The sequence below is a fragment of the Nostoc sp. NMS2 genome (assembly GCF_017115105.1).
Taxonomy (GTDB): Bacteria; Cyanobacteriota; Cyanobacteriia; order Cyanobacteriales; family Nostocaceae; genus Nostoc.
Window position 1 is genome coordinate 1 of record NZ_JABXKH010000036.1, and the last position, 19,801, is coordinate 19,801.

General features: G+C 43.9%; 23 protein-coding genes and 1 pseudogene. 8 read left to right on the forward strand and 16 right to left on the reverse strand.

The window, feature by feature from the left end:
* Nucleotides 1–207 precede the first annotated feature (207 nt).
* Nucleotides 208–633 (forward strand): hypothetical protein, encoded by a 426-nt coding sequence (locus tag HWQ36_RS03925; RefSeq protein WP_292698297.1) that lies wholly within the window; start codon nt 208–210, stop codon nt 631–633.
* Nucleotides 634–1,173: 540 nt separating this feature from the next.
* Nucleotides 1,174–1,821 (forward strand): methyltransferase domain-containing protein, encoded by a 648-nt coding sequence (locus tag HWQ36_RS03930; RefSeq protein ID WP_292698299.1) that lies wholly within the window; start codon nt 1,174–1,176, stop codon nt 1,819–1,821.
* A 210-nt stretch (nt 1,822–2,031) separates the two neighbouring features.
* Here the strand turns inward: HWQ36_RS03930 and HWQ36_RS03935 are convergent, their stop codons facing one another.
* The gene (locus HWQ36_RS03935) at nt 2,032–2,829 is read right to left on the reverse strand and encodes a dienelactone hydrolase family protein (protein ID WP_292698300.1); all 798 of its coding nucleotides are present in this window, start codon (nt 2,827–2,829) and stop codon (nt 2,032–2,034) included.
* 273 nt (nt 2,830–3,102) lie between these two features.
* On the opposite strand from HWQ36_RS03935, the gene HWQ36_RS03940 reads away from it, so the two are divergent.
* On the forward strand, nt 3,103–3,642 hold the full coding sequence (locus HWQ36_RS03940; protein WP_292698302.1) for a DUF2267 domain-containing protein: 540 nt from the start codon (nt 3,103–3,105) through the stop codon (nt 3,640–3,642).
* A 108-nt stretch (nt 3,643–3,750) separates the two neighbouring features.
* Here the strand turns inward: HWQ36_RS03940 and HWQ36_RS03945 are convergent, their stop codons facing one another.
* From HWQ36_RS03945 to HWQ36_RS04015, 15 genes and pseudogenes are all read right to left on the reverse strand, one after another.
* A complete protein-coding gene (locus tag HWQ36_RS03945) occupies nt 3,751–4,335 on the reverse strand; it encodes an alpha-ketoglutarate-dependent dioxygenase AlkB (RefSeq protein ID WP_292698303.1) in 585 nt (194 codons plus the stop codon).
* A 412-nt stretch (nt 4,336–4,747) separates the two neighbouring features.
* On the reverse strand, nt 4,748–5,554 hold the full coding sequence (locus HWQ36_RS03950) for an SDR family oxidoreductase (protein WP_292698306.1): 807 nt from the start codon (nt 5,552–5,554) through the stop codon (nt 4,748–4,750).
* Nucleotides 5,555–5,580: 26 nt separating this feature from the next.
* Nucleotides 5,581–6,510, reverse strand: coding sequence for an NADP-dependent oxidoreductase (locus tag HWQ36_RS03955; protein WP_292698308.1), 930 nt, complete (start codon nt 6,508–6,510; stop codon nt 5,581–5,583).
* Nucleotides 6,511–6,553: 43 nt separating this feature from the next.
* Complete coding sequence (locus HWQ36_RS03960; protein WP_292698310.1) at nt 6,554–7,414, reverse strand: SDR family oxidoreductase; 861 nt, start codon at nt 7,412–7,414, stop codon at nt 6,554–6,556.
* 213 nt (nt 7,415–7,627) lie between these two features.
* Nucleotides 7,628–7,759 carry a hypothetical protein gene (locus tag HWQ36_RS03965; protein WP_292698312.1) on the reverse strand — a complete coding sequence of 44 codons (132 nt, stop codon included), beginning with the start codon at nt 7,757–7,759 and terminating at the stop codon, nt 7,628–7,630.
* A gap of 36 nt (nt 7,760–7,795) precedes the next feature.
* Complete coding sequence (locus HWQ36_RS03970; protein WP_292698314.1) at nt 7,796–9,031, reverse strand: cytochrome P450; 1,236 nt, start codon at nt 9,029–9,031, stop codon at nt 7,796–7,798.
* A gap of 78 nt (nt 9,032–9,109) precedes the next feature.
* Nucleotides 9,110–9,622, reverse strand: a complete 513-nt coding sequence (locus HWQ36_RS03975; protein ID WP_292698316.1) for a MarR family transcriptional regulator — start codon at nt 9,620–9,622, stop codon at nt 9,110–9,112.
* Between the two features lie 198 nt (nt 9,623–9,820).
* Entirely contained in the window at nt 9,821–10,243 is a 423-nt protein-coding gene (locus tag HWQ36_RS03980) for a retroviral-like aspartic protease (protein WP_292698318.1), read from the reverse strand.
* 7 nt (nt 10,244–10,250) lie between these two features.
* Nucleotides 10,251–10,451 carry a hypothetical protein gene (locus HWQ36_RS03985; RefSeq protein WP_292698384.1) on the reverse strand — a complete coding sequence of 67 codons (201 nt, stop codon included), beginning with the start codon at nt 10,449–10,451 and terminating at the stop codon, nt 10,251–10,253.
* A 157-nt stretch (nt 10,452–10,608) separates the two neighbouring features.
* Entirely contained in the window at nt 10,609–10,977 is a 369-nt protein-coding gene (locus HWQ36_RS03990; RefSeq protein WP_292698320.1) for a DUF5615 family PIN-like protein, read from the reverse strand.
* Entirely contained in the window at nt 10,974–11,297 is a 324-nt protein-coding gene (locus tag HWQ36_RS03995; protein WP_292698322.1) for a DUF433 domain-containing protein, read from the reverse strand. The genes HWQ36_RS03990 and HWQ36_RS03995 overlap by 4 nt, the downstream gene beginning before the upstream one ends.
* Nucleotides 11,298–11,389: 92 nt before the next feature.
* Nucleotides 11,390–11,578 carry a hypothetical protein gene (locus tag HWQ36_RS04000; RefSeq protein WP_292698324.1) on the reverse strand — a complete coding sequence of 63 codons (189 nt, stop codon included), beginning with the start codon at nt 11,576–11,578 and terminating at the stop codon, nt 11,390–11,392.
* A 139-nt stretch (nt 11,579–11,717) separates the two neighbouring features.
* Nucleotides 11,718–12,002: a DUF3368 domain-containing protein gene (locus HWQ36_RS04005; RefSeq protein ID WP_292698326.1), complete on the reverse strand. Its 285-nt coding sequence runs from the start codon at nt 12,000–12,002 to the stop codon at nt 11,718–11,720.
* Nucleotides 12,003–12,207: 205 nt separating this feature from the next.
* Nucleotides 12,208–12,477, reverse strand: a complete 270-nt coding sequence (locus tag HWQ36_RS04010; protein WP_292698328.1) for a UPF0175 family protein — start codon at nt 12,475–12,477, stop codon at nt 12,208–12,210.
* A gap of 179 nt (nt 12,478–12,656) precedes the next feature.
* Nucleotides 12,657–13,992: pseudogene (locus HWQ36_RS04015) on the reverse strand (site-specific integrase); the annotation flags it as partial.
* A 359-nt stretch (nt 13,993–14,351) separates the two neighbouring features.
* On the opposite strand from HWQ36_RS04015, the gene HWQ36_RS04020 reads away from it, so the two are divergent.
* From HWQ36_RS04020 to nifN, 5 genes are all read left to right on the forward strand, one after another.
* On the forward strand, nt 14,352–14,456 hold the full coding sequence (locus HWQ36_RS04020) for a nitrogenase molybdenum-iron protein subunit alpha (RefSeq protein WP_083782302.1): 105 nt from the start codon (nt 14,352–14,354) through the stop codon (nt 14,454–14,456).
* A 243-nt stretch (nt 14,457–14,699) separates the two neighbouring features.
* Nucleotides 14,700–16,235 (forward strand): nitrogenase molybdenum-iron protein subunit beta, encoded by a 1,536-nt coding sequence (gene nifK, locus HWQ36_RS04025; RefSeq protein WP_292698335.1) that lies wholly within the window; start codon nt 14,700–14,702, stop codon nt 16,233–16,235.
* A 125-nt stretch (nt 16,236–16,360) separates the two neighbouring features.
* On the forward strand, nt 16,361–16,702 hold the full coding sequence (locus tag HWQ36_RS04030; protein ID WP_292698337.1) for a Mo-dependent nitrogenase C-terminal domain-containing protein: 342 nt from the start codon (nt 16,361–16,363) through the stop codon (nt 16,700–16,702).
* A 125-nt stretch (nt 16,703–16,827) separates the two neighbouring features.
* Entirely contained in the window at nt 16,828–18,210 is a 1,383-nt protein-coding gene (gene nifE, locus HWQ36_RS04035) for a nitrogenase iron-molybdenum cofactor biosynthesis protein NifE (protein WP_193947865.1), read from the forward strand.
* Nucleotides 18,211–19,548 (forward strand): nitrogenase iron-molybdenum cofactor biosynthesis protein NifN, encoded by a 1,338-nt coding sequence (gene nifN / locus HWQ36_RS04040; RefSeq protein WP_292698338.1) that lies wholly within the window; start codon nt 18,211–18,213, stop codon nt 19,546–19,548.
* The last annotated feature ends 253 nt before the right edge of the window (nt 19,549–19,801 follow it).

Sequence of the window (19,801 nt, forward strand, 5' to 3'; positions counted from 1 at the left end):
ATTTTGGTGTTTTCCGCAAGTAAAATGAGCTTTTACTTACTCAAAAGCAGCTTTTACTTACTTATTTCAGTATTTCGCGCATTTATAATAGCGATCGCGTTTGTAGCAAAAACCATTGTAGATTTGCCGGAATTCTCTCAGGCTGATCCATACGGAAACTTTCTAAGGTAAAGAATATTAACCGTACTGTATTACAAGGTGTAGCTCATGGCTCGTAGAAAAAGAACCTCGCTAATTTTAGAAAAAGCAGTGCGTCGTGCAGCTAGCATAAACTCTATCGATCCGAGTTTAGATTTAGGCAATGGACTCAACTTACCTGCCTTCTCAACCCTAATTGAAATGATGCGAACTAGAGAAAATGCCTATAACAGTGCCCTTTCCAGCTTGGATAAATTGTATCGTGAAATGCTAGAAACAGAAGACAAGTTGGGAGATATGACAGAACACATGCTAATGGCAGTTGCAACTCGATATGGCAAAAGCAGTGTAGAGTATGGTATGGCGGGAGGAGTTCCTAAAAACCAGCGTCGTAAGGGACTGCGAGGCGAGTCGCCAACTCTTAGTACTGAGCAACCGTCATTTGTTGCCACTGTGGAGAGCAAGAATGGAAAGAAACCAGCAGCGACAACTTAGAATGTGTGCAATTACTCAAAATTTTGTTAACAAGAAAGAATTCAGGAGTCAGGAGTCAGAATACAGGAAAGGTATTCTGTATGACTGGCGGATGAATAAGTGGGTTTAAGTCCCCCACCAAATTTTTAATTTGGTGGTCAACAAGAAAGTGGCGGGTCTAAATCCCCCACTAAATTGATTCTGAATTCTGAATTCTGGTTTAACCCAAATAATTGCATAGATGTAAAGTGATATTATGGTGTGTTGTGACAAGCAACACACCTTATAAGTTAAGGTAAAATCAGCAGCGAACAAACTTGGTTTGTGGAACTTTTCAACTAAGTGCGATCGCACTCTAAACATTTATCGAAACAGAATTCAGTAGTCAGAATTCAGATAAATTTTGTATGACTGGCAAATAGCGCATTTTGATTCTGACCGGAGGCAAAGCGGATGTCAAGCGATCTATATAGTAGTACAATACACAAAGTTTAGGTATTAACACACCACACAGTTGAACAGATAGTTAAAAAAGTAGTCCTATTTGTTGTTAAAAAACTTATGCAGATAAATCAGGTAATTGAAACTTACGATCGCGGGGCGGTAGATTATGACGCAATTATGAAGCGTTATTGGCACACTGAACGTGAACCTTTAATTGCTTCTTTGCAACTTCAACCAGGACAAACCGTACTAGATGCTGCGGTAGGAACAGGTCTTAATCTTTCAGCTTATCCTGAAGGTGTGCATGTCGTTGGTGTTGATCTTTCTCATAAAATGATAGACGAAGCACGTAAAAAGAGCGTATCCGCAGACATCACTTTTAAGGTATCGGATCTCTGCAATCTTGATTTTCCTGATAATAGCTTTGATGCAGCAGCGTCGGGATATACCTTATGTGTCGTTAACGATCCAGTCCTTGCTCTTAGGGAAATCTTAAGAGTTACCAAGCCGGGTGCATTTATTGCCATTTTCGATTACTGCAAATCCCAAGATCCAGAAATTCAGAAATGGCAAGAGTTAATAGCTGATGGTACTTCACAGCTAGGTTTCCCGACTGGCAAAATCAAGTGGGATGCGTTGATGGATTATGACGAATTGATTTACAACAGCAAGCTTCCCATTGAAGTGCTTGTAGACGATCGTATAGAAAATCCAAACCCGTTTTTATGTGGTTGTCAATTATTGCTTAAAAACTTAAAAGGTTAAAGGCAACTGTATTGCAGTCTTGTAATTTTGTTTTTTAGTGAGGATTTTAGTCTTCACTAAAAAACAAAGTCTTGACTACAAACATTAGACATCTCCAGAAATTAAATATGCGTTATCCAGAACCCTTGTAGAGATGTAGCAGTACTACGTCTCTACATTCTTTTTCGGAGATGTCTATTTTTCATGCAGGTTGATTAGTGTGGAATCATTTCACAAGTTATTTTGAAACAGTTCGAGAACATGCTTCCAAGCATCAGGAGCAGCTTCGGGATTATAAATTGGGTTCTGGGTAATGAATGGATATTGATCTTTGAAGAATCCGGCGAAGAAACCGTGTCCTGCATCGTATCGAAATACACGATGATTTATCTTCTGTTTCTTTAACTCTGCCTCAATTTGCTCGTTTTCCTCTTGCGAAATTAACGCATCTCTTGTACCAAAAAATGCATAAATAGTACCTTGAATTTCCGAGATGCGATTAATTGTCGGGGTATCTTCCCCATAACTAGAAGTGGTAATCCCAGCACCGTAAAACGAAGCTGTTGCTTTGATATCAGGTAAAGTTGCAGCCATGTAAGCAACATGACCACCAAAACAGAAACCAATTACCCCGATTGCATTATCTTTGACATTGGGTAAAGTTTTTAGATAAGCGATCGCAGCTTGAATATCGCTGAAAATTTCTTGATACTTAACTTGTTGATAATATTCCAAGCCAAGTTGATATGCTTCTGGACTAAAGCCAGCATCTTCTGGGCTAAAGTCAGCCGCAAAACTGGGAGCAATACGTTGATACATCGCCGGAGCTATTGCTATATATCCTTGTTTGGCGATTAGTTCTGTAATATCTCGAATATTATTGTTGATTCCAAAAATTTCTGGAAAAACGATAACCGCGCCAAAGGTTCCCTGTTGTCGTGGTTGAGCTAAGTAAGCATCGATTTCTAAGTCATTGTTAGGTACTTTGATATAGCTAGTGTTAATCTCGATGTTTGTTGTTTCTAGCATCTTTGTTTAGGCTGATTTTATACCAACTTATCTATTTTGACTGTTTTCGACACAGATGGGTGATGTTTAAGACGCGCAAAAACAGCAGAAGTATTACTCTGCTTGATGAAGGGAAATCAGTTCCTCTCAATACTGTAAGCAGATTCAGATGAATTTCTAACTTTTGAATAGATGGCATCTCAAACTTCTGGATGATACTAAGAGTTTTTGATTTGTGCGACCTTACATAAAGTAAGCATAAAAACTCAAAAACAATAACCACAACAAAAAACAATGCCCGATCAAAGTTTTAGAAAAAATATTCCAGAAATTGATCCAACGGAAATTGAAGATACTCGAACTGCGATCGCTGACGAACATCGCTCCTTTCTTGAAAAGGTCATGGTCAAAGCCGGATTCGCAGATCCCTATGACGCAAGAGACTTTACCGAAGTTGTGTTTCGCGTCATGCGCGACTTAATGACAACAGAAGCTAGCGATCGTGTCGAGGCAGAACTGCATACAGAGGCTGTGCCTACAGATGAAAAAGCACTCCAGTTTGAAGTGTCCGATCTCTGGAAAGACACTAATCCAATTGTGGGATTTTTGAGCAGAATTCGTCCACCCTGGAAAGGCCCAGGTATCTTCAATATCGATTCCGATCGCTTCCTGTTCCGAGTAGCTAACGAAAGTGGTATGCCGCGAACAGTCGAGCGAGAGCAAGCGGTTAAAGCAGTGTTTTCTGCCACCAAAGACGAACTTTCCCAAGAGCGGATTCAGGAAATTGCTAGCTGGCTACCTGATTATGTCCGTGAGCTTTGGGAGCAAGCTTAATTAGAAATTTGAAGAAGAATTCAGAAGGGGCTAAACCCTAGCTATCCGCTAACAGAATTCAGGAGCGGAGCCGGAAACGCTCCGCCTCCGGTCATAATCAATCAGTCGTTAGAAAATCGCGTCCAGATGGGGTCTAAACGTCCAGTTGATTCGTTCGTCAACTGGACGAGCGGTTTTTGGAACCGCGTGAACCCAGTCTTCTTGACAGCCAGGGAGCATGATCAACAAAGACCCGCTCTCTAGCTGGTAGTCAACTGTTTCACCACTGTCCTTATGCCGCAGTTTAAATTTGCGAGTGCTACCTAAGCTTAAAGAAGCGATGGCAGGTCTTTTCCCGATAGTCGGGAAATTATCGGAGTGCCAGCCAATTGAGTCTTTGCCTGTTCGGTAGCGATTACCGACTACAAAATTGAATTTATATCCGCTCAATGCTTGAATGCGCGAGCGGGCTTCTAGCAAGAAGTCGGGCCAGGGAGCAGCTTCAATCTGGGTGCCACGATATTCATAGTGCAGGTCGTCGCCAAATAGGGACTCATCACGCGGTACGGGAATTGATTTTCCATACATATTGATTTCGCTCCGAGTCCATTCGAGGTTCTGGGACTTTTGAAGCCAATCGCAGTTATCTACCGAGTTGAGAAATTTTGGGTAAAACTGAACAGGCGGCTTTATATTGGTTAGCAAACTACTCATGCTGCATCTCCCTTTATTAATTCCTCATGGTGAGCCAATTTTGGATTTTGGATACTTCGACTTACCTCGGCTTCGCCCTTCGGCTACGCTCAGGACAGGCTCGGCACAAGTCGCTCAGTACAAGTTTTGGATTTTAGATTGACCCCATACATAAATGCAGGGGCTTCACTAAAAATTTTGGATTTTATATCTTAGATTTGTTCCATGAATAAATTCAGGGGTAACTCTTGGAGACGCTGAACGCGAAGAGACCTGTTTAAATTTTGGATTTTGAATCATTCAATTCCATTATCCAAAATTTAAAATCTAAAATTCGGTGAGGGGATGCCAATGGTTCGTTCCTCTCTACGAGACGCTACGCATAGCTTGCTTAAGAGCAGGGGTACGCAATGAGGTTGTTAACTAACTGAAACTACCAGGGGCTTTCTCCTGTTTCCGGGCTGTTGTCATCACTAAAAAACTTTCCTGTCGGACCGTCATCGATAGTGGCGTATTTCACTAAACGCGCGGCGGCATCTTCCACAGTACCAGGTCCGCTGTGCTGGTTAAAATCGGTTGCGGTATAGCCAGGGTCAACTACGTTTACCTTAAACTGCGTATCACGTAGTTCGTAAGCCAAAGCAATGGTATACATATTGAGTGCAGCTTTGGATGAGTTGTAAACGGCAGCCTTAACATTATAATACTTCCACGTAGGGTCATTGTGCAGGGTGAGCGAAGCCAAGCCAGAAGTTACATTTACGATGCGGGGTTGGGGCGACTTTTGCAACAAATCTATAAAAGCCTGGGTAACTTTGACTACGCCAAACACATTGGTATCAAACACCTGCTTGAAAACAGCTATATCTGTACCTAATGCTGTTTGCGTAAGGCCACCGTTGATGCCCGCGTTATTGATCAGCACATCCAATACTTCAGTTTTTTTGCCTATTTCAGCACGGGCTGCCTTTACCGATTCATCATCGCTTACATCTAATTGTACGGCTTCCACTTCGTTCAACCCTTCGGCTTTAAGCTTTTCTACCGCTTCCAAACCATTCTTTAAATTACGGCTGCCTAAGTAAATGTAATATCCCTTTTGCAGCAGTTGGCGGGCTGTTTCAAAACCAATACTTTTATTGGCACCAGTGATTAATACTTTTTTCATGATTTTTCTATTTAAATTATCAATGAATCCCGCTCCGACGATGATGACATCCGTTTCCATTTTTTCGTTCATAGATTAGATTAATTCACGCTTTAAAACTATGTCCCAATTTGCAAAACAATTTTGCCGCGTGTGCGCCCGCTTTGGGAAAGTTGATGCGCCTTTTTTACTTCCGTGAGCGGCAGAACCGTTTCGATGTGTATTTTTAATTTGCCTTCTTCAATCAGCCGGTTGATTTCGGTTAATTGCCCCGCGTTCGGCTTACAAAAGACAAACGCGGCTTCTATGCCAAATTCTTTTGCTTTTTCTGCGGCCGGAGTCTGCGCCGATGTTACCAGAAAGCCGCCCTTTTTCAGAGTTTGAAAGGCTCGCTCCTGGGTGTCGCCGCCGACCGTATCGAAAACGACATCCACGTCTTTGACGACTTCTTCAAAAGGTTGCTGTGTGTAATCAACGAATTCATCTGCGCCCAAATCGCGGACGAATTTTTCGTTTTTGCCCGAAGCCGTGCCGATAACGATCGCACCTTTGGCTTTGGCAAGCTGAACAGCCATTGAGCCGACTCCACCCGACGCGCCGGTGATCAAGATTCTTTGCCCCCTGCTTAGATTCGCCAAATCGAACATCGCTTGCCACGCAGTCAACGCGCCGATTGGAATCGCCGCCGCCTCTTCAAAATTGAGGCTTTCCGGTTTGGGTGCGATCGCGTCCGCTTTTGTAACCGCGTATTCGGCGTAAGCACCGGAGAGGCTGGAAAGGGTCATCCCATAAACCGCATCGCCCTTCTTGAAACTTTCAACGCCATCCCCCACCTCTTCAACGGTTCCGGCGATGTCGCCGCCCAGAATGAGCGGAAGTTTGAACCCAAACCTTTCGCCCATCCCATCGCGGATTTTCCAGTCAGCCGGATTGACCGCCGCGACGTGAACTTTCACCAGAATTTCGTCCGTTTTCGGTTCTGGACGTTCGACATCGACGTAATCCAAAACGTCCTCATTGCCGTATGTGTTAATTACTATTGCTTTCATTTTTTCCCTATATTCTATTCAATCAGGAATAGCCAATATCTCATCAGAAATTGAAAAGAACTTTTAACCCCTCTTGAAGCGATGCAGGCTTTCGCCCAAGCAGGTTTTCCAGGTCGGGGTTTACCTCTTCTTCCTGCCCATTCTTGATGTCTGTTAGAAAACCCACGACCCTAGTAACCATAGTTTCCGGTACGCCACGTTCCTTCATTTGCGCCTCAAATGCTGATTTCTCAGCAGGTGTATAAGCTACCTCTTTGCCTGATAAGTCGGAAAGGGTAGCTGCAACATCATCAAAGGAATAGGACTCACTTCCTGTGAGTTTGTAGATTCGATTATCGCAACCGCTTTCTAACAGTGCATTTGCAATGGCTTCTCCCATTTCGCTTCTCAGGGCAAAGGGGACTCTTCCCTGATCGGTTGGTAAGTTGATACCTGTATCAAAAACTCTTGACCCTACGAACTGCCCAATGGTGTCCATATACAAGACATTGCGAAATATGGCATAGTTCAACCCACATTCCTTGATGTAATCTTCCGTCTGAAAATGACCCTCCATCAACTTGTTTGCCAAAGTGTTTCTGTCTTTCAACGTTCGACTAGTGTAAGCGACACATTGCACCCCTGCCTTTTTTGCGGCATCCACGACATTTTGGTGTTGCTTTATGCGGTTATCTTCATCCGTTCCGGCTATCAGCAAAACCCTTTCAATTCCCTGCATAGCCTTGTCGAGTGAAGCAGTATCATCGTAGTTGCCTATGCGTATGTCTACCCCTTTTTCTTTCAAGGCAGAGCCTTTACTTTCATCACGCACAAGTGCGGCAATTTGGTTGGCGGATGTTTTTTTCAGTAGATTTTGGACTACTGCTGTACCCAACTGTCCGGTGGCTCCTGTTACCAAGATCATGGTTTTTCCTTTTTTGTTTGAATTTTGCTTTGTGCTTCGTTAGAATTGTCGGGCGCGAAGACCACGGTGCGGGATTTCCGGCACGATCGTACCCGGCTCAAAACGCATATCCGGGAAACGAATCGCGTTTTCTTGGGCAACCACACTACGCCAACTATGCTGCAACCTGAATAGTTACGCTTGTAGTACAACTAATTTTTAGACAAGATGTAACTAGCGGCTGGCTAACTCATAGAAGTACTGTCGCAGCGGACGGGGTTCTCGCCCCAAAATGGCTCCCGCGATCGCCGTCACGGCGTAAGCATGAAGTGCGGGCAGGAATATTACAGCACCCTCGGAACGCATCTGGACGAGGAGTATTCAGAGCGCATGATTTTCTTTCTATTTCAGTAGTACCGGCAGCGTGAGCGGAGCGCGAAGACCATGATGCGGGATTTCCGGCACGATCGCACCCGGCTCAAGACGCATCTCTGGAAAACGCTTCGCAACACGGGTGACTGCCTCGCGCAATTGCAGACGGGCAAGCAACGGCCCGACGCAATAGTGAGCGCCGTAGCCGAACGTCAAATGCTGGCGGGCGTTCCCACGCGGACACTGGAGCGTTTCCGGTGCGTCGAATAGAGCCGGATCGCGGTTCGCCGCAGCATAGGACACCCAAACCGTCGCGCCCTGCGGCACGGTCACGCCGCCGATAACGGTATCCATGGTGGCACGTCGGTATAATCCCATCACCGATGTGTCGTGGCGCAAGAGTTCATCGGTGAGATTTTCGGCATCCACGGTTCCCGATCCGACGGCTTCCCATTGGTCACGCCGGTTCAAAAGCGAGTGAAACGCATTGGCGAGTGTATTGATGGTGGTTTCGTGTCCGGCAAAGAAAACGATCGCAATGTCCGCGACTAACTCATCCTCTGACAAATCGTTTTCCCCAGCAGCGCGACCGGCGACCAACGCAGAAATCAAACCGTCGTCCGGCATCGCGGTTTTTTCAGCAATCATTTCGCGGACGTAGTTTTCCAACGCCCGCAAACCGTGTGCTGCGCCGACTTGCACCTCGACGGGTAAGCCGGGTGTCTGGAACGCGACCAGCGCATCCGACCAGCCGCTCAATTTCTCGGCATCCGCAAGCGGAACACCCAGTAGTCGGCAGATTGTTCGTAGCGGCAGAGGCTTGCACAAGGTAAGGAGCAGGTCAGTTTGACCGCCCGATGCTGCGATCGCATCGAGCAGGTCTTCTACGTCCGCTATCACCGTCGGGGCAAGCGACTGAATGCGCTTTGGAGAGAAAGCCGCCATGAGCGGATCGCGTAAGCGGGTGTGGAGCGGCTTGTCCACGTTGATCAGGTTGTAGGCGAAGAGCGGCGATGTGAGTGAATAGATGGCGAGGGCTTCCGGCGCGAGATGAACTCCCGCGCTAAACGCCTCGGATGACGCGAATGTCACGGCATCACCCAAAACGTCATGCACTTCCTGCCACCGCGTCACGGCGTAAACATGAAGTGCGGGCAGGAATGTCACGGGAGCCTCGGAGCGCATCTGCGCGAGGAGCGTGAATCGGTCGGCGGTAAATCGCGGGTTATGTGGGTCGAACTGTTCGGCGGCGGTTGGGTTTGGCATCACGATGGTGGCTTTCTTACAAGTAATATTGACAATATGTTGTCAATATCCAAATGTTATCGTATTGACAATATGTTGTCAATCATCGGTTTGCATCTTCTGCGTAATGGCTTCCAGAAGTGCCACAGCACGAGTGATTTGTTCCGCGTCAAAGTCTTCGGCGATCGCATTTGTCCATTGCCATTCGCGCTCCAACGCATCGTGATACCTTGCCCTGCCTGCTTCCGTGAGCAGCAAGTGCATCGCTCGGGCATCGCCGGGATTTTCGGCGAACTCAACTAGACCGTCGCTTGCCATGTCGTCAGCGAGTCGTTGTACGGCTTGCCGTGTTAAGCCCATATGCCGGGCCAATTCGCTTACCGTGACGCGCTTTTCAAGTGCGAATAACTCACTCAGCGTTTGCCACCGAGCATTGGTTATTCCCATACCCTGCATTAGGCGTGTTCCTGATTTTTGCACCGTTGCGTTCATCCGAAGTACGGCGCGAATCAGATCGGTTAAAGCGTTCGACGCGGGTGTTTTTTTATTATGGTAAAAAGGCACGTTCTTGTTTCCCGCAATTCGGGCATCTATCGTATTATCGGCAAGCATTGCTCTCTACCGTTCTTAATACCACGGACACCGCGCCTTTTCATCGGGCGCGGGACGGCATTGGCCTTTATTGGGATGAAAAAAGCATCCGTACAGAAACTTACACTAAGGACTCAAAATCTATGTTATACCTTCGTTGCCCTCACAAGTAAATCTGTGACAAAATAATACTGTTGTCTTATAGCCAGTGCGATCGCATTACGACTGTGGACACACATCAAATACCAGTTGTGAACGATAGAAACACACATCAAACTCCAAAAAGAAGTTCATACGTCCTAGCAACAAAGGTACATCATTAGACAAACTCCACGCAAAAAATAAGCGAACAGGCTCAAACGATCCAATCTGAGCAGATACAAGCAAACCTTTTGCTGCAACGGGAGCCAAATTAACAGCCAAAATTACAGAAATCGTCTGTTCTTCCCAAATTGCGCCTAGTTGGACACCAATACTAGATGGCAGAACGCTGACGCTTGCTCCAGTATCTAACAAGCCTGAAACGTCTACAGATGAGGATGAGTTCCGATAGGTTAATATTAATGGTAGCTTTGGCAGCGCACCGGGAACACCAAATGTATCGTATCCCTCTGTAAAGGAAAATCTTTGAGGATTAACCATTGTGCATTTATTCGTCCGACTCTAGAAGTTCAGCAAGTTTATGTGCAGCTGCGTGGGAATTAAGTGGCGACCAAATAGGGTAAGTTGCTCCTTGCTCTAATGATGGTTCCTCATCCCTAGATAATTCTGAAACTAGAAACTGCATAACTTTCAGTTTGTCTGCACGAGTTAAATTTCGCAAGGCAGAAAATAGCTCTACGGCGTTCATAATTGTCATGCTGGAGATGAATCAACATTTCTATTTTTCTACAAATTCTATCAGGCTGCGGTATCAGCTTTGTAAATTTGAGATCATGCTGCGTTGTTGGAAAAACTCAAGAGCATCAGTTAAATCAGACATATCTTTTTATGTATATTAACTGTATTTATATTTCTCCAGCGTAATTACTGAGAAATACTAATTGATTTATCATATCTTCGGCTGATTTAGCTGCTATCAGCTTGAGTACTCTTCGCATTTGTTCACCAATCGAGTAATCTTGCGATGAAATTATAATCCCTGCATGACTTCGTTTATCTTGTATGTATATGCTGTGTAACTGGCAAAAATCACCAACATTGAATGTGTATAAAACTCTTTGCAATTCAGTTGCTAAAGTCAGTTGTTCCTTATCGCTAGAACTAATCGTTTCAACTTCCCCAACACTTGTAACGTCTACTCCCCTCGCTCTCAATGCTTTGATAAATCGCTGATCCATTGAGTCTTCATCAATAAATAATCGAATTTGACTCATATTGCTTGCCCCATTTCTGTAGCTAATCGCTTGTAATCTGCTTTTTCAGCAGAAATATATGCCTCAATTTCTTCTCGATTAGCGTGATAATAAGTTAAAGCAGCATAAACCTGTACGAGATTTACATTTCCCATACGTTCAGCAATTTCTTCTGCATTCAGCCCAAGTTTGTACCAAGCTGTGATGCGTTGAACAGAAACTCTAGTACCAGCAATGCGGGGACGACCCCCTAGAGTCTCAGGTGATTTAACAATCAGTGTTCCAATATCAGTAGCCGACATAAATATCTTAATGGGTTTATTTGGATCATTTTCACCCATAAATCATAGCATTACTCAGTAGTCAGTATTATTGGCGTATAGTGCAACGCACCACATCAATCTCAATAGTAAATATCACAAGTGAGTTTGCATTATGGGTGACTATTAGGGTTTTCAATCATTAATCCCTCACTTACAACTGCTGCATTCAACTCATTATCTGCGGACACAAAGGTAATAGGAGGTAATCCATTAGCAATGCAAATGATGTTAACTGCACGATCTACTGATAGTTGGATAGCATCATAACCTCTTAAACCATAAGTTTCAGATAATACCATTCCAGAATTAATGATATTTTCTGTGATTTCAACAATTTGATAGTCTTTCTGTAAATCTATTTTGAACTGATTGCGTGTTCTTGTCGCATCTGTAATGTTAATACTTCCACTGCGCGATCGCCCCGTGGTTGATTACCATTTAAGAATGCTTATCTAACAACTTTTGAAACAAACTATCAGATGCCCAGAAAGATGTGTTTTTAAGACTTTGGATAGTAACAGGTAAATTGATTAGCTTCATCGTTGTTGCCTGATCCAAAATTCCCAGGATACCTGTGATAACCAAGCCTCTATCTTTGGCAATGCGTCTTGCTTTCATGTCGTCTAATATAAGTAAGTCTGCATTGAGTTCCTGGGCTAGCAGTATAGCCTCAGATTCACCAGGATCGAGCAAATTTGCGTAGGTGTAGCCCGTCGTAGACATCGCATCGTAGTTTGGCTAACGGTTTGAATTTTTAGCCAGTTGGGTGGTGCTGCAATCCAAGCTTGGACAGGTGGTGGAGCAAGTTTATCAGATAGCTCAGTGTAAACTGCTTGAGGAATGATAATTTGCTGAAATAGTTCAGGTAGAAGGTTGATTTGCCCAATCAAAATTAGGTAGTTGATTGGAGAAGTGTTAGAGACAATAATCATTCAGTAGCTAGTAAATTACGAATTGCTTGAACATCTTGTTCTAAGTCTTCTTCAGTGTAGGGTAAATAAGCTTGTTCACGTTTGAGGAATTCATAAGTTTCCCATCGAGAAGATAAATTCAGCATTCGGTGAACTTCGGCGGCTCCAATGCGACCTTGACGATAATTATCAGCTGCGATGAGTTCCAAAACTCTGCGGGAAATGCTCGTGGGTTGCACTTGTAATTGGTTGGCTATATCATCGGGGAGGTCAATGATAATTTGCATAAGTTATACTCCTTGGTTAATTTGAGCTTTTGCAGTAATCTTGAAATGAAATTATAATCTATGTATGACTTCGTTTTTTTGTATGTAGATGCTGTGTGGCTGGCAACATTCGCCAATGATACTTTTTCATCTATAAATCATAGCAAATTTAGATAATTTTATATGATTTATCAGTAAATTTAACTTTGTTTATAAACCATTTCCATTCTCAACTTCTCAATCTCCAATCTCAACTTGTCATTCTCCATTCTCAACTTAGCATTATCTTCCCTAATCAACTCAACTTCATTCCTCTTACTCAACGCCTGATTAATCGCCAACTTCCGCATATCTAGCGAAAACCAACGCTGATAAGTTTGGGTATGAACTTGCACACTATGCCCCAAATTATCCGCCGCCGCTTTAATTGGTATCCCCAAAATATGCGCCCGAATTGCCCAAGCATGACGTAAATCATAAGGTTTAAAATCCAAACCTATTTTGCGAAACCACCAACTAACTCGTTGTGTTAACGCCGTTATCTCAGCATGATTAGTGTTATCTTTTTTAGCGATCGCACTCCGCAACATCTCTAAATATTTAGGATTTCTCAAATCAAAATCCTCAATCCATTGTCTATATAATGGTAATGCTTCTCTCTCCCCAGTCTTACAATCTTTATGAACTTTCCATGTCAAATCTAAATTTTCTTGACTCAACCACCAATCAAGATCGGGATTAATAAAAAGTTCCCGTGGACGTAAACCAAAAACTGCTAACATTCCATACGTCCAGCGCCAAAGTTGCCAGCTATCTTGAACATTTTGATTAACTTGATTACCTCTATTATGTTGATAATCTTCAAACTTGAGAATTCCCTCAGATATTTCTGCATCGGTCGGTATATTTCTGGAATTATTCTCTGGCATTTTGGAATATTTAGATAAATCGATTTCGATGTTAAATGTCATACAAAATGCTGCGATCGCTCTAGCTGCATTATACTTAGCCCATTCTTTATCGATTTGTTCAATTGAACTTATTAGATTTTCCGCAGTTGCCAAATCTTTAGGATTCGTAAATCGTTTAGTTCGGGAAAAGTAATAAAAAAAAGTGTGTTCGCTTTTGGTAGTTCGTTTATGAGTTTTAAAATACTCTTCTTCAAATTGTTTGAGTAACTCTTCTATAGTTTTAAATTCTTTTTTAATTGTCTCATTACCTAAATATTTATCATTCCATTCAAAAGTTTTACGAGCGATTAACTTACCTAATTCATAGGCTTCTTCCTCAGCCGTCTTGAGTCCATCCAAGTTAGCGGGAATATTCAAACTGAGATTGTATTGCTTTCTCCCAGTACCATTGCTATCTTTGTCTCCCGGCTTAATTGGTAACGTCGCCCGTAATTGCAGACTTCCATTTGATTCTCTAATTGTTACCTTAGCCTTTGCAGACTTCAAACGCAGATTAACTTTCTCTAATTCTAGTAGTACTTTCGTTCTCATCATGCGCTCTTTGTTGCTGTGATTGCAGAGATGAACACAAGCACCAGGCGGTGTTGCATATTTGCGGGATGATTTTGCTGGCTTTGTGGGATGGGCATCTTGCCCGTCCCTTGTATTTCCAGGCGGGCAGGATGCCCACCCTACAAAAATCATCCCTTGATTTAGCAACGCCCTGCATCAGGACAACATTTAGGTGATGCGTGAGTCCTGAACCTGATTATGCTGTGTTTTTAGCCTATATTTAGTCTAAAAATAAATGTGTTCTCAGAAAACAATGTTTAGCAGAGACATTGCTTACCGCAAACATTAAGCTGTTGAAAATAATTAAACCATCAAAAGGATTACTCCGGCCCTTATCACGGTTATGACGGCTTTGCCATCTTCGCACGTGACATGGACTTGGCACTCAACAGCCCAACCTGGGGATTAATTGGCGCTCCTTGGAATGAAAAAGCTCAGGCTAAGAAGGCTGAAGCTAAGGCTAAGGCTGCGGTTTAGGGAAATGGGAGAGAGAGATAAGTAAGGATAACCTGGGGCTAAAACCCCAGGAGGGAGTTAGGAATCCAAAATTCAAAATTGAAAGATTAAAAATTTATTTTGATTTTTGCATTTTGAATTTTGAATCATATTCCCACCTCCCTTGTAGAGACGCGATTAATCGCGTCTCTACCGGATTAATCGCGTCTCTACCTACTCCCATTTCAATCAGTACAAGAATTCAGTAACCTTGGAGATCCAGAAATGCCTCAGAATCCAGAAAAAATTCAAGATCACGTCGAGTTATTCCACCAGCCAGAGTACCAACAGCTATTTGAAAACAAAAAGCAGTTTGAAAACGGTCACGAACCCGAAGAAGTACAACGGGTTGCAGAGTGGACGAAGGGTTGGGATTATCGTGAAAAGAACTTCGCTCGTGAAGCTTTAACCGTTAACCCTGCTAAAGGTTGTCAACCATTAGGAGCAATCTTTGCTGCTGTTGGTTTTGAAGGTACTCTACCTTTTGTTCAAGGTTCTCAAGGTTGCGTTGCTTACTTCCGCACCCACTTAACCCGTCACTACAAAGAACCATTCTCTGGTGTATCTTCTTCAATGACTGAAGATGCAGCCGTGTTTGGTGGTCTGCAAAACATGATTGACGGGTTGGCGAACTCTTACCAACTCTACAAGCCTAAGATGATCGCTGTCTGCACCACTTGTATGGCAGAAGTAATTGGTGATGACTTACAGTCTTTCATCAACAACGCCAAGGAAGCTGGTTCAGTTCCTCAAGATTTCCCAGTACCTTACGCTCACACCCCTAGCTTTGTCGGTTCCCACATCACTGGTTACGACAACATGATGAAGGGAATTCTTTCTAACTTGACCGCAGGTCATAAGAAAGAAACCAGCAATGGTAAGATCAACTTCATCCCAGGTTTTGATACATACGTAGGCAACAACCGCGAAATCAAGCGGATCGCTTCTTTGTTCGGCTTTGACTACACAATTCTAGCCGACAACAGCGACTACCTCGATTCACCAAACACAGGTGAATTCGATATGTACCCAGGTGGTACAAAGTTAGAAGATGCAGCAGATTCAATCAATGCGAAAGCTACGATCGCTCTGCAAGCACACTCCACCCTCAAAACCCGCGAGTATATCGAAAAAGAGTGGAAGCAACCAACCTCAATTTCCCGTCCTTGGGGTATTAAGGGTACTGATGAGTTCTTGATGAAACTCAGCGAATTGAGTGGTATCCCCATTCCTCAAGAATTGGAAATCGAACGCGGTCGTGCAGTTGATGCCATGACTGACTCCCACTCATGGATTCACGGCAAGCGCTTCGCTATCTACGGCGAACCAGATTTAGTATACAGCGTAGTTGGCTTTATGCTAGAAATGGGTGCTGAACCTGTGCATATCTTGGTTCACAACAGCAACGAAGTATTTGAAGCAGAAATTAAAGAATTGCTTGCTTCTAGCCCCTTCGGTCAACATGCAACTGTTTGGCCTGGTAAGGACTTGTGGCACATGCGTTCACTATTGTTCACCGAACCAGTAGATTTCCTAGTTGGTAACACCTACGGTAAGTACCTGTGGCGCGACACCAAGATTCCCCTCGTGAGAATCGGCTACCCCATCATGGATCGCCACCACTTACACCGCTACGCCACCATTGGTTATCAAGGCGTGATCAATCTCCTCAACTGGACTGTAAACACCCTGTTTGAAGAAATCGATCGCAACACCAACATTCCTTCTAAGACAGATATTTCTTACGACTTGATTCGTTAGAAATTGCGTGGAAACACAACGTGTTAATTAAAGGCGGGAAATAATTCGTAATTCGTAATTCGTAATTCGTAATTATGAATTATTTCCCCTTTTTTCTTGATAGCATTTACCCAAGGTATATATAGATGGAAACCATCAATCACACTCACGAACATACTCACACTCATCCTAATTACCATCCACCTAACCAGAAAAAACGAGGGTGGTTCAACAATCTTCTTAATCCGTTGCGCCGTGTGGTAGATGGAATTCAGGTTAAAAATAATCGCTTCGCTCATCTAATTTGCCAAACAATTCCTTGTTGTTGTCCCTTTGAGCGACAAATTAAATTATTTGGGAAGTGTATTGATATCCCACCACTATGTAAACTCAATCCTTTATATGACGAATTTGTAGGATTGCGTTTTCGCGCTCTATCTTACCTCACCGATGTATGTGGAGAGGATGTCACAAAATACATTTGTTAATTATTGGGCATGGGGCATGGGGCATTGGTCATTAGTCATTGGTAGAGACGCGATTAATCGCGTCTGTACAATAGTCAATTCAAATGACAAATGACAAAGGACAATTAACAATTAAGAGAAGACAGATGAAAAGCACCCAAGGTAAAATCAACGAGCTGCTGACTGAGACAGGATGCGAGCATAATCAGCACAAACAAGCGGAAAAGAAAAATAAATCATGCGCTCAACAGGCACAACCCGGCGCGGCTCAAGGGGGCTGTGCCTTTGATGGTGCAATGATTGCTTTAGTGCCGATCGCAGATGCTGCTCATTTAGTCCACGGGCCGATCGCCTGTGCTGGTAATTCCTGGGGCAGTCGTGGTAGTCTGTCGTCTGGCCCTCAACTCTACAAAATGGGCTTTACCACTGACTTGGGTGAAAATGATGTCATCTTCGGTGGCGAAAAGAAACTCTACAAAGCAATTTTGGAACTTCACGAGCGCTACCAACCAGCAGCAGTATTTGTCTATGCCACTTGCGTTACAGCCTTAATTGGCGATGATATGGATGCCGTCTGCAAAGCGGCGGCTGAGAAAATCGGTATTCCTGTTGTTCCTGTCATTGCCCCAGGATTCATTGGCAGTAAAAATCTGGGCAACCGTTTCGGTGGTGAAGCTTTGTTGGAATATGTTGTCGGAACAGCAGAACCGGAACATACAACACCCTATGATATTAACTTAATCGGTGAATACAACATCGCCGGTGAAATGTGGGGAGTAACACCACTGTTAGAAAAATTAGGCATCCGTATTTTGTCTAAAATTACGGGCGATGCTCGCTACGATGAAATTCGCTACGCCCACCGCGCCAAGCTCAACGTCATGATCTGCTCACGAGCGTTGCTGAATATGGCGAGAAAGATGGAGGAGCGTTACAACATCCCTTACATTGAAGAGTCTTTCTACGGCATCGATGATATGAATCGCTGTCTGCGAAACATCGCCGCTAAATTAGGCGACGCTGATTTACAGGAGCGGACAGAAAAGCTAATTGCAGAAGAAACGGCTGCTTTAGATTTGGCACTGGCTCCTTATCGCGCTCGACTCAAAGGGAAGCGGGTTGTGTTGTATACAGGCGGTGTTAAGAGTTGGTCGATTATCTCGGCTGCTAGGGACTTAGGCATTGAAGTTGTTGCTACCAGTACTCGGAAAAGTACTGAAGAAGATAAAGCCAAAATCAAAAAGTTGATTGGCAACGATGGCATCATGCTAGAGAAAGGCAACGCTCAGGAATTGCTACAACTGGTTAAAGATACTCGCGCAGATATGCTGATTGCTGGTGGACGTAACCAATACACCGCTTTAAAAGCTCGAATTCCTTTCCTTGATATCAACCAAGAACGCCACCATCCTTATGCAGGTTATGTGGGAATGATTGAAATGGCGCGAGAACTTTACGAAGCTCTGTATAGCCCGATTTGGGAACAAATACGCAAACCCGCTCCTTGGGAAGAAGAGGAGGAAGTTTAGATGGCGATCGTTACTGTTTCTAACAAAGCACTGACAGTTAATCCTCTCAAGCAAAGTCAAGCTTTGGGTGCAACCTTAGCCTTTTTGGGATTGAAAGGGACGATGCCTTTATTCCACGGTTCTCAAGGTTGTACTGCTTTCGCCAAAGTTGTCCTAGTGCGGCATTTCCGGGAAGCGATTCCCCTTGCTACGACAGCAATGACAGAAGTCACTACCATTTTGGGTGGTGAAGAGAATGTAGAGCAAGCAATTCTGACTCTGGTGGAAAAAGCTAACCCGGAAATTATTGGTTTATGTAGTACTGGGTTGACTGAAACTAGAGGCGATGACATTGAGGGTTTTCTGAAGGAAATCCGCGATCGCCATCCCGAATTGAATAATTTAGCGATCGTTTTTGCACCTACTCCAGATTTTAAAGGTGCGTTGCAAGATGGCTTTGCTGTAGCTGTGGAAAGCATAGTTCAAGAAATTCCTCGCGCAGGTGGACTCAGAACTGAACAAGTCACAATTTTGGCGGGTTCTGCTTTCACACCTGGGGATGTACAAGAAATCAAAGAGATGGTTACGTCCTTTGGATTAGTGCCGATCTTTGTACCCGATCTTGGCGCTTCTCTAGATGGACATTTAGAGGATAGTTATAGTGCAGTTACAGTCAGTGGAACTACTTTAAAACAGCTACGAGAAGTCGGTAGTTCTGCCTTTACCCTGGCATTGGGTGAAAGTATGCGCGGTGCTGCCAAGATTCTGGAAGAACGCTTTGGCACACCTTACGAAGTGTTTGGCGAACTGACGGGATTAGAACCAGTAGATGAATTTATCCAAGCATTGGCGATTTTGAGCGGTAACAGCGTACCCGAAAAATACCGCCGCCAACGTCGTCAGTTGCAAGATGCGATGCTGGACACCCACTTTTACTTCGGTGCAAAACGAGTTTCCTTAGCGCTGGAACCAGATTTGTTGTGGTCAACAGTGCATTTTCTGCAATCGATGGGAGCGCAAATTCATGCGGTGGTGACAACCACGCGATCGCACCTCTTAGAAAAACTTCCGGTGAAAAGTGTCACTATCGGCGATTTAGAAGACTTTGAGAGTTTAGCAGATGGCTCTGATTTGCTGATTGGTAACTCGAATGTCGGTGCGATCGCAAAACGCCTTTCGATTCCTCTTTATCGTCTAGGATTGCCCATTTATGACCGCTTAGGTAATGGTCAATTTACCAAAGTTGGCTATCGAGGCACGATGGAGATTGTGTTTGGCATCGGCAACCTATTTTTAGAGGCAGAAGAAGCGAGAGTTAAACAGTTCCAAGAGTTCGGAATTGTGAGCGCAGAGTTTTGAATTCTTCTTCAAGAATTCAGGAGTCAGAATTCAGAATTCAGAATGCGTTTTAGAAAGAGTAAAACCTACCACTGATTATTTGTTTCTCCTTGGCGTTTCCGTAGGAAAAACCACTAATACCAATTGTTTGTGAAGGGACGCCAAACTTTCTTTCTTTGTGTCCTTTGCGCCCTTCTCTAACGAGACGCTACGCGAACGCGGTTCGTTTCTCATATACTTTGGCGCATCTCCAAACAGAATTGGTATAAATATG

Excerpts from the sequence above, each read along its gene's own strand:
- HWQ36_RS03925 (WP_292698297.1), top strand. The coding sequence starts at position 208 with ATGGCTCGTAGAAAAAGAACCTCGCTAATTTTAGAAAAAGCAGTGCGT.
- HWQ36_RS03930 (WP_292698299.1), top strand. The coding sequence starts at position 1,174 with ATGCAGATAAATCAGGTAATTGAAACTTACGATCGCGGGGCGGTAGAT.
- HWQ36_RS03935 (WP_292698300.1), bottom strand. The coding sequence starts at position 2,829 with ATGCTAGAAACAACAAACATCGAGATTAACACTAGCTATATCAAAGTA.
- HWQ36_RS03940 (WP_292698302.1), top strand. The coding sequence starts at position 3,103 with ATGCCCGATCAAAGTTTTAGAAAAAATATTCCAGAAATTGATCCAACG.
- HWQ36_RS03945 (WP_292698303.1), bottom strand. The coding sequence starts at position 4,335 with ATGAGTAGTTTGCTAACCAATATAAAGCCGCCTGTTCAGTTTTACCCA.
- HWQ36_RS03950 (WP_292698306.1), bottom strand. The coding sequence starts at position 5,554 with ATGAACGAAAAAATGGAAACGGATGTCATCATCGTCGGAGCGGGATTC.
- HWQ36_RS03955 (WP_292698308.1), bottom strand. The coding sequence starts at position 6,510 with ATGAAAGCAATAGTAATTAACACATACGGCAATGAGGACGTTTTGGAT.
- HWQ36_RS03960 (WP_292698310.1), bottom strand. The coding sequence starts at position 7,414 with ATGATCTTGGTAACAGGAGCCACCGGACAGTTGGGTACAGCAGTAGTC.
- HWQ36_RS03965 (WP_292698312.1), bottom strand. The coding sequence starts at position 7,759 with ATGCGTTCCGAGGGTGCTGTAATATTCCTGCCCGCACTTCATGCTTAC.
- HWQ36_RS03970 (WP_292698314.1), bottom strand. The coding sequence starts at position 9,031 with ATGCCAAACCCAACCGCCGCCGAACAGTTCGACCCACATAACCCGCGA.
- HWQ36_RS03975 (WP_292698316.1), bottom strand. The coding sequence starts at position 9,622 with ATGCTTGCCGATAATACGATAGATGCCCGAATTGCGGGAAACAAGAAC.
- HWQ36_RS03980 (WP_292698318.1), bottom strand. The coding sequence starts at position 10,243 with ATGGTTAATCCTCAAAGATTTTCCTTTACAGAGGGATACGATACATTT.
- HWQ36_RS03985 (WP_292698384.1), bottom strand. The coding sequence starts at position 10,451 with ATGAACGCCGTAGAGCTATTTTCTGCCTTGCGAAATTTAACTCGTGCA.
- HWQ36_RS03990 (WP_292698320.1), bottom strand. The coding sequence starts at position 10,977 with ATGAGTCAAATTCGATTATTTATTGATGAAGACTCAATGGATCAGCGA.
- HWQ36_RS03995 (WP_292698322.1), bottom strand. The coding sequence starts at position 11,297 with ATGGGTGAAAATGATCCAAATAAACCCATTAAGATATTTATGTCGGCT.
- HWQ36_RS04000 (WP_292698324.1), bottom strand. The coding sequence starts at position 11,578 with ATGGTATTATCTGAAACTTATGGTTTAAGAGGTTATGATGCTATCCAA.
- HWQ36_RS04005 (WP_292698326.1), bottom strand. The coding sequence starts at position 12,002 with ATGTCTACGACGGGCTACACCTACGCAAATTTGCTCGATCCTGGTGAA.
- HWQ36_RS04010 (WP_292698328.1), bottom strand. The coding sequence starts at position 12,477 with ATGCAAATTATCATTGACCTCCCCGATGATATAGCCAACCAATTACAA.
- HWQ36_RS04020 (WP_083782302.1), top strand. The coding sequence starts at position 14,352 with ATGGACTTGGCACTCAACAGCCCAACCTGGGGATTAATTGGCGCTCCT.
- nifK (WP_292698335.1), top strand. The coding sequence starts at position 14,700 with ATGCCTCAGAATCCAGAAAAAATTCAAGATCACGTCGAGTTATTCCAC.
- HWQ36_RS04030 (WP_292698337.1), top strand. The coding sequence starts at position 16,361 with ATGGAAACCATCAATCACACTCACGAACATACTCACACTCATCCTAAT.
- nifE (WP_193947865.1), top strand. The coding sequence starts at position 16,828 with ATGAAAAGCACCCAAGGTAAAATCAACGAGCTGCTGACTGAGACAGGA.
- nifN (WP_292698338.1), top strand. The coding sequence starts at position 18,211 with ATGGCGATCGTTACTGTTTCTAACAAAGCACTGACAGTTAATCCTCTC.